Raw genomic sequence first — 4,922 nt, forward strand, 5'->3', positions numbered from 1 at the left:
GCTTCGGCCTGGGCGATCTCTTCGGGGCGATTGCCGCGCAGCATCTTGTCCAGGTCCGCCTGCGCCTGCTCAAGCGATGCCTGGGCCTGCGCGCGCTGCGCCTTCAGTTCATCGCATTCGAAACGGACGAGTGTCGACCCTGCCTTGACGATCTGGCCCTCTTCGACCGGGACCTGGGTAACGCGGCCGCCGATCTTCGATCCAATCTGAATCTCGCGGGTTTCGACGGTGCCCGAGTAGTCGAAACGGCTGCGATGCGCCTGCCACGCAAATACCAGCCAGATGGCGGCGATGAATAGCGCCGCGATGACTCCTGCGATGATGAGGCGGCGCTTCATGCGATCCCTTCCCTCGGCTTCAACAGTCGCGTGCGAGCGATGCCGTAGCGCGGCCAACAATAATCCTTGCGTGGTGTGGCATGGAAAGGTTTCAAGACATCTTCAGCATGGCATCTGATTTCCGGGCCGCTGTGAGCTGCGGCACACAGGGTTGGGTGGCGCCCAAAACCTGTATTATCAGAGGAGAAATGCCGACTCGTATTTGCAGTTGTTTGCTGATTTTGATCGCGTCCGGCGCCGCTCTTGCCGCCATGGCAGGATGCAAATCGCTGCCGCCTTCAAAACCTGCGTCGGAATGGACGCCGGTAGAGGCGCGTGGCGCCGAGGTATTTCACCAGGCCTGCGCGAAGTGCCACTATCCAACGACAACCCAAGGTCTGCACGGACCGGGGTTGCAGGCAATTACCAAGATCAAGGCCATGCCTTCAGGGGCGCCGCCTACCGACGAGCGCCTGACCGCGGTGATCCAGCACGGACATGGAACCATGCCCGGCACCACGCTCGATGACCAGCAGATGCATGACTTGCTGGCGTATCTGCACACGTTATGAGCGACGAAGAGCACGGCAGTGAGCCGGAGACACGAGACGAGCCTTCGATAAACACTGCGCAAGAATCGAATAGCCTTCCCGCACCGAAGCGGGAACTGCTGCCCTTGCCCGGTCTCGCGGCGATTTCACTGTATCTGCTGCTGCTCGCGGTGGTCATCATTGTCGGCGCGGTGGGCGGGCATTATCCCCCGCTGTTTTTGGTGCTTCCGGTCTTTCTTTTCGCGGCTTGCGGCGGATTGCTGATGCTGTTTCGCTGGGCGTGGGCAATGGCGCTGGCCGCCGTGCTTATGCTGGGCGGCTATAACGTTTGGATCTTCACACGGCTGCATGTGTTTCCTGCGCTGATCCAGGGGCTGCTCAACCTGGTCTTCTTCTTCTACCTGGTGCGAACCGAGGTCCGGGAAAAGCTGCGGTAGAGATTTCTTGAGAAGCTCTACGCGCGCCACATTCTCATGGAATCCTTGCGAGGCGGGATGGTAATCTCTTGCCCATGCCGCCGAAAATGCTGAAGCTTGCTGGTTGTCTATTCCTGACGTTTGCCTCAATTGTTGCCGCACATGCCGCCGATGCGCCGAAAAAGCGGGACATCAACCTCGACGATCTTGCCAGGTTGCAGCGCGTGGGCGGTCCGGTGGTCTCTCCCGATGGTGAGTGGGTTATCTACTCCGTCAGCCAGATCGATACCAAGGAAGACAAATTGCAGTCGCACTTGTGGATGGTGAAGTGGGATGGATCCGTTCATCTGCAGTTGACCTACGGCAAAGAAGGCGCTTCGTCGCCGAAGTTCAGCCCCGATGGGCGGTACATCAGCTTCATGTCTTCGCGGCCCGGGCCGGTGAAAGGCGACCAGGTGTGGGTGATGGATCGGCGTGGCGGCGAGGCCGAGCAGCTGACCAACATCACCGACCAGAACATTCAGGGTTATAGCTGGTCGCCGGACTCGAAGAAGCTGCTGCTTACGCTGCATCCCAAGACAGAGCCCGATCCCGAAGAAGGCAAGCCGCCCGCACCGCCCAAGCCCATCGTGATCGATCGCTACCACTTCAAGCAGGACATCCAGGGCTATCTGCGCGATGACGCTTTCAATGTGCTGTACCTATGGGATCTGACGACCAAGAAAACCGAAAAGCTGACCGCGAGCAAGAACGTGAATGAAAACGGAGCCGAGTGGTCGCCGGACGGAAACTGGGTCGCGTTCGAGAGCAACGTGGACCCGGACCCGGACCGTAGCAACAACTCCGATGTATTTGTGGTGGAGGCGAAGGCGGGATCGACCCCCAAGAAGCTGACAACCTGGACGGGACCGGACGGAGGACACCTGGCCTGGTCGCAGGATTCGAAGTCGATTGCATACACGCAGGGGGCGAAACTCGAACTGCTCGAGTATTCGCAAGCCAAGCCCGCGGTAGTGACGCTGGATGGAAAGGTCAGCTATCCGGCAGCAACATTCGATCGCAGCGTGAGCCAGCCGCTGTTCTCGGCCGATGGGCATTTGCGCTACCTGGTCGCCGATGATCGCAATCAATATCCGGCTGAAGTGGAGCTTGCCGGGAACGGCATCAAACGAGAACTCACGCAGCAGGGCGCCGTGATGGCGTGGGATCAGGCCGGCGGCCATACGGCGGTTCTCTATACAAACGACACTTCTCCGGCGGAGGTCTACGCGTTCGAGAATGGCGCGCTGCGCAAGCTCACCACGCATAACGATGCGCTGATGGCGGAACTGAGCCTTGTTCCCACTGAAGACATCGACGCCAAAGATAACGAAGGCGTCGAAGTGCACGGGTTGCTGACCAGACCTGCGGACTTCAAGGCAGGAACGCCGGTGCCGACGATTCTCTACATTCACGGTGGACCAAACGGTCAGGATGAACACAGCTTCGACTTCATGCGTCAGTGGCTGGCGACCAAAGGCTACGCCGAGCTGAACGTGAACTACCGCGGCAGCTCGGGCCGCGGGCAGGACTACGCCAAGGCGATTAAGGCGGACTGGGGTCATTATGAAGTTGAGGATCTGCTGGCTGTCGTCGACAAAGCTGTAGCGATGGGCGTTGCAGATCCGAATCGCCTTGCCGTCACAGGCTGGAGCTACGGCGGAATCCTCACCGACTACACCGTGGCCAGCACCGATCGCTTCAAGGCGGGAATCAGCGGAGCGGGTGTGGCGGCGCCGATGTCGTTCTACGGAGTGGACCAGTACATCCTGCAATATGACAACGAGCTTGGTCCGCCGTGGAAGAATTTGCCGCTCTACATCAAGATGAGCTATCCGTTCCTGGAGGTCGACAAGCGCGTGCACACGCCGATGCTGTTCATGGGCGGCACCTCAGACATGAATGTGCCCCTGCTGGGTGGAGAGCAGATGTATGAGGCGCTCAAGTCGCTGGGCCGGCCGACGGAGCTGGTGGTGTATCCCGGCCAGTTCCATGGATTCACGCGTCCGAGCTTCATTCGCGACCGCTATGAGCGCTGGCTGGCCTGGTGGGACAAGTACCTGAAGCCGGGGACTTCGGCTCCTGCGGCAGCACCTCCAACCAAACAGGCGGAGTGAAAGAGAAGCTGAATACCGAATCCCGCGGACTTCAATCTGTTCGCGGGATTTCTATTCTTCGAAAGCGGTTTCGCGCCGCCTGGTGGGCTCCATATCGACCTTCCGGCGAAACATCCCAATCACGGCGATGATGGTGGCGACGATCAGCAGTAACGAGCCTATCGATATCAAGCCGACTGCGATGGGCACTCCGGCGCCGGTCGTGGTGATGTCGATGTGAATCGAAGAGACAGAAAGCGGATAGCCGAATTGCAGGCCGGTTGTGCCATGGCAATAGCCGAAGATGACGCCGATGCCCACAGCCAGGCAAACAACGGCGACAACCAGAACACCTTTCACTTTTTGCCCCCTCTTCGCATGGATTGTACGCCGCGTATCAGTGAGCCGGAAATCCGCTCGCGCCACGGCCGCTACAATAAAAGAGATGCAACTTGTGCAGATAGAGGCAGCACGGAAAACGCCTGCTCCCAAGCCGGAGTGGCTGAAGGCTCGCGCCCCGGTTGGCGAGAATTACCACTCGTTGAAGCGGCTGGCGCGCTCGTTGGGTCTCCATACAGTATGCGAAAGTGCGCAATGCCCCAACATTGGCGAGTGCTGGCATCACAAGACGGCTACCTTCATGATGCTGGGCAACCTGTGCACCCGCCGCTGCGGATTCTGCGCAGTGCCGAAGGGGCGGCCCGAGCCCATTGATCAGGACGAGCCGCGTCGTGTGGCGGAAGCTGTGGCGACGCTGGGCCTTGAGCATGCAGTCATTACGAGCGTGAATCGCGACGACGATCTTGTTGGTGGTGCGCGGATATTTGCAATGGTGATCGAGGAGATTCGCCGCCAGGCACCGGGATGCCGCGTCGAAGTGCTGGTTCCGGATTTTCAGGGCAATCGAGAGGCCATCGGCACTGTGGTCGATGCAAAGCCCGAAGTGATGAATCACAACACGGAGACGGTTCCGCGACTCTATCGCGTGGTGCGATCGGGTGCGCGCTATGAGCGTTCTCTTGAGCTGTTGCGATACTCCAAGGAGTTGAACCCGGGGGGCGTGACGAAATCCGGCGTGATGGTGGGGTTGGGCGAAGAGACCCACGAACTGCTCGAAGTGTTTCGCGATCTGGGCGCGGTTGGCTGCGACATCCTGACTATTGGCCAGTACTTGCGTCCTTCGCGCGATCATCTGCCCATGGCGCGTTTGTATACGCCAGGAGAATTCGCCGAGTTAAAAGCCGAAGCATTAAGGATGGGTTTCCGCCATGTGGAGTCGGGGCCCCTGGTGCGTTCTAGCTACCATGCGCACGAGCAGGCCATGTCGACTGGCGCTGCTGCTGCTGTTGTTGTAAGAAACAACGCTACTAATTGCGACTGAATACCCCATTTTCCGGGCCAGAATTGCCAAATAGAAAACGTCAGTGGTGGTCCAGAACAGAGGACAGCACACGATCGTCCTGCCAATCCTCGGACCAGCTGGGGAGCAGCGGGGGGCAATTG

At 59.3% G+C, this 4,922-nt stretch carries 6 protein-coding genes; 4 read left to right on the forward strand and 2 right to left on the reverse strand.

Annotation, left to right across the window (positions count from 1 at the left end):
• Positions 1-338: hypothetical protein (locus WA354_RS22575; protein WP_472815279.1), on the reverse strand; the 338-nt coding region annotated here is incomplete at its 3' end.
• A 188-nt stretch (positions 339-526) separates the two neighbouring features.
• Here WA354_RS22575 and WA354_RS22580 point away from each other — a divergent pair.
• The 3 genes from WA354_RS22580 to WA354_RS22590 all read left to right on the forward strand — a co-directional run bounded on the left by WA354_RS22580 (position 527) and on the right by WA354_RS22590 (position 3,440).
• Positions 527-889 carry a c-type cytochrome gene (locus WA354_RS22580; protein ID WP_472815280.1) on the forward strand — a complete coding sequence of 121 codons (363 nt, stop codon included), beginning with the start codon at positions 527-529 and terminating at the stop codon, positions 887-889.
• Complete coding sequence (locus WA354_RS22585) at positions 886-1,305, forward strand: hypothetical protein (protein WP_472815281.1); 420 nt, start codon at positions 886-888, stop codon at positions 1,303-1,305. Before WA354_RS22580 ends, WA354_RS22585 begins: the two co-directional genes overlap by 4 nt.
• Positions 1,306-1,379: 74 nt before the next feature.
• On the forward strand, positions 1,380-3,440 hold the full coding sequence (locus WA354_RS22590; RefSeq protein WP_472815282.1) for a S9 family peptidase: 2,061 nt from the start codon (positions 1,380-1,382) through the stop codon (positions 3,438-3,440).
• Positions 3,441-3,491: 51 nt separating this feature from the next.
• Here WA354_RS22590 and WA354_RS22595 read toward each other — a convergent pair whose 3' ends face one another.
• Complete coding sequence (locus tag WA354_RS22595; RefSeq protein ID WP_472815283.1) at positions 3,492-3,779, reverse strand: hypothetical protein; 288 nt, start codon at positions 3,777-3,779, stop codon at positions 3,492-3,494.
• 85 nt (positions 3,780-3,864) lie between these two features.
• Here WA354_RS22595 and lipA point away from each other — a divergent pair, with 85 nt between their 5' ends.
• Positions 3,865-4,800, forward strand: coding sequence for a lipoyl synthase (lipA, locus tag WA354_RS22600; RefSeq protein WP_472815284.1), 936 nt, complete (start codon positions 3,865-3,867; stop codon positions 4,798-4,800).
• Positions 4,801-4,922: the final 122 nt, after the last annotated feature.

Source organism: Occallatibacter sp., assembly GCF_049802275.1.
GTDB lineage: Bacteria > Acidobacteriota > Terriglobia > Terriglobales > Acidobacteriaceae > Telmatobacter.

Coding starts and splice junctions, on each gene's coding strand:
- WA354_RS22580 (WP_472815280.1), top strand. CDS start 527: ATGCCGACTCGTATTTGCAGTTGTTTGCTGATTTTGATCGCGTCCGGC.
- WA354_RS22585 (WP_472815281.1), top strand. CDS start 886: ATGAGCGACGAAGAGCACGGCAGTGAGCCGGAGACACGAGACGAGCCT.
- WA354_RS22590 (WP_472815282.1), top strand. CDS start 1,380: ATGCCGCCGAAAATGCTGAAGCTTGCTGGTTGTCTATTCCTGACGTTT.
- lipA (WP_472815284.1), top strand. CDS start 3,865: ATGCAACTTGTGCAGATAGAGGCAGCACGGAAAACGCCTGCTCCCAAG.